We start from the raw sequence: 3,128 nt of genomic DNA, 5'->3' as shown, positions 1-3,128 counted from the left end.
TCAGGTGGGTCCGCAACGCTATGGTCGCCAAGCAAATTCTTTAATTCGGAAAACTGATTATAAAAGTTCAAACACGCATTCAATGTTCTTATATTGAGTCCATCAAAACCCCTTGGGTGTTGTATGGTTAAGCCTCACGGGCAATTAGTACAGGTTAGCTCAATGCCTCACAGCACTTACACACCCTGCCTATCAACGTTCTAGTCTTGAACAACCCTTAAGGGCACTTAAAGTGCCAGGGAAGACTCATCTCAGGGCTCGCTTCGCGCTTAGATGCTTTCAGCGCTTATCGATTCCGAACTTAGCTACCGGGCAATGCCACTGGCGTGACAACCCGAACACCAGAGGTTCGTCCACTCCGGTCCTCTCGTACTAGGAGCAGCCCCCTTCAATCTTCCAACGCCCACGGCAGATAGGGACCGAACTGTCTCACGACGTTCTAAACCCAGCTCGCGTACCACTTTAAATGGCGAACAGCCATACCCTTGGGACCGACTTCAGCCCCAGGATGTGATGAGCCGACATCGAGGTGCCAAACACCGCCGTCGATATGAACTCTTGGGCGGTATCAGCCTGTTATCCCCGGAGTACCTTTTATCCGTTGAGCGATGGCCCTTCCATTCAGAACCACCGGATCACTATGACCTGCTTTCGCACCTGCTCGAATTGTCATTCTCGCAGTCAAGCGGGCTTATGCCATTGCACTAACCACACGATGTCCAACCGTGTTTAGCCCACCTTCGTGCTCCTCCGTTACTCTTTGGGAGGAGACCGCCCCAGTCAAACTACCCACCAGGCACTGTCCGCAACCCCGATAAGGGGCCAACGTTAGAACATCAAACGTACAAGGGTGGTATTTCAAGGTTGACTCCACCGCATCTGGCGACGCGGTTTCAAAGTCTCCCACCTATCCTACACATGTAGGTTCAATGTTCAGTGCCAAGCTGTAGTAAAGGTTCACGGGGTCTTTCCGTCTAGCCGCGGGTACACTGCATCTTCACAGCGATTTCAATTTCACTGAGTCTCGGGTGGAGACAGCGTGGCCATCATTACGCCATTCGTGCAGGTCGGAACTTACCCGACAAGGAATTTCGCTACCTTAGGACCGTTATAGTTACGGCCGCCGTTTACCGGGGCTTCGATCAAGAGCTTCGACCGAAGTCTAACCCCATCAATTAACCTTCCGGCACCGGGCAGGCGTCACACCGTATACGTCATCTTACGATTTTGCACAGTGCTGTGTTTTTAATAAACAGTTGCAGCCACCTGGTATCTGCGACTCTCAATAGCTCCATCCGCAAGGGACTTCACCGTTAAGAGCGTACCTTCTCCCGAAGTTACGGTACCATTTTGCCTAGTTCCTTCACCCGAGTTCTCTCAAGCGCCTTGGTATTCTCTACCCGACCACCTGTGTCGGTTTGGGGTACGATTTCTTATAATCTGAAGCTTAGAGGCTTTTCCTGGAAGCATGGCATCAATGACTTCACTACCGTAGTAGCTCGACATCGTATCTCAGCGTTAAGAAAGTCCGGATTTACCTAAACTTTCCGCCTACATACTTGAACCTGGACAACCGTCGCCAGGCCCACCTAGCCTTCTCCGTCCCCCCATCGCAATTATAAGAAGTACGGGAATATTAACCCGTTTCCCATCGACTACGCCTTTCGGCCTCGCCTTAGGGGTCGACTTACCCTGCCCCGATTAACGTTGGACAGGAACCCTTGGTCTTCCGGCGAGGGGGTTTTTCACCCCCTTTATCGTTACTCATGTCAGCATTCGCACTTCTGATACCTCCAGCAGCCCTTACAGACCACCTTCAACGGCTTACAGAACGCTCCCCTACCCCACATACTTAAAAGTACGTAGCCGCAGCTTCGGTGTATAGCTTAGCCCCGTTACATCTTCCGCGCAGGCCGACTCGACTAGTGAGCTATTACGCTTTCTTTAAATGATGGCTGCTTCTAAGCCAACATCCTAGCTGTCTAAGCCTTCCCACATCGTTTCCCACTTAGCTATACTTTGGGACCTTAGCTGGCGGTCTGGGTTGTTTCCCTCTCCACGACGGACGTTAGCACCCGCCGTGTGTCTCCCGGATAGTACTTACTGGTATTCGGAGTTTGCAAAGGGTTGGTAAGTCGGGATGACCCCCTAGCCTTAACAGTGCTCTACCCCCAGTAGTATTCGTCCGAGGCGCTACCTAAATAGCTTTCGGGGAGAACCAGCTATCTCCAGGTTTGATTGGCCTTTCACCCCTAGCCACAAGTCATCCGCTAATTTTTCAACATTAGTCGGTTCGGTCCTCCAGTTGATGTTACTCAACCTTCAACCTGCCCATGGCTAGATCACCTGGTTTCGGGTCTAATCCTAGCAACTGTACGCCCAGTTAAGACTCGGTTTCCCTACGGCTCCCCTAAACGGTTAACCTTGCTACTAAAATTAAGTCGCTGACCCATTATACAAAAGGTACGCAGTCACACCACGAAGGTGCTCCTACTGCTTGTACGTACACGGTTTCAGGTTCTATTTCACTCCCCTCACAGGGGTTCTTTTCGCCTTTCCCTCACGGTACTGGTTCACTATCGGTCAGTCAGTAGTATTTAGCCTTGGAGGATGGTCCCCCCATATTCAGACAGGATATCACGTGTCCCGCCCTACTCGATTTCACTGATTATGATGTGTCGGTTACGGGGCTATCACCCTGTATCGCGAGACTTTCCAGACTCTTCACCTGCATCATTAAAAGCTTAAGGGCTACTCCAATTTCGCTCGCCGCTACTTTCGGAATCTCGGTTGATTTCTACTCCTCCGGGTACTTAGATGTTTCAGTTCCCCGGGTTCGCCTCGTTGTGCTATGTATTCACACAACGATACGTGCTTATGCACGTGGGTTTCCCCATTCAGAAATCCCAGACTCAAATGGTTATTACTACCTAATCTGGGCTTATCGCAAGTTATTACGTCTTTCATCGCCTCTGACTGCCAAGGCATCCACCGTGTACGCTTAGTCACTTAACCATACAACCCCAAGAGGTCTTTCTGTATGGCAAACAACCAAGGTGTAAACTTGTTGTCTCATTATTTGAATGAGCGAGACAACGTTTCGATTTTGCCGGACTCAAATATTAAAC

General features: G+C 50.4%; 1 rRNA gene. It reads right to left on the bottom strand.

The features are described from left to right. Positions 1 to 123 precede the first annotated feature (123 nt). Positions 124 to 3,015 (bottom strand): 23S ribosomal RNA (locus tag KP803_RS21670). Positions 3,016 to 3,128: the final 113 nt, after the last annotated feature.

Source organism: Vibrio amylolyticus, assembly GCF_023145695.1.
Taxonomy (GTDB): Bacteria; Pseudomonadota; Gammaproteobacteria; order Enterobacterales; family Vibrionaceae; genus Vibrio; species Vibrio amylolyticus.
Note: the sequence above shows the minus strand (reverse complement) of the source record. Positions and strands in the feature narration are given on the sequence as shown.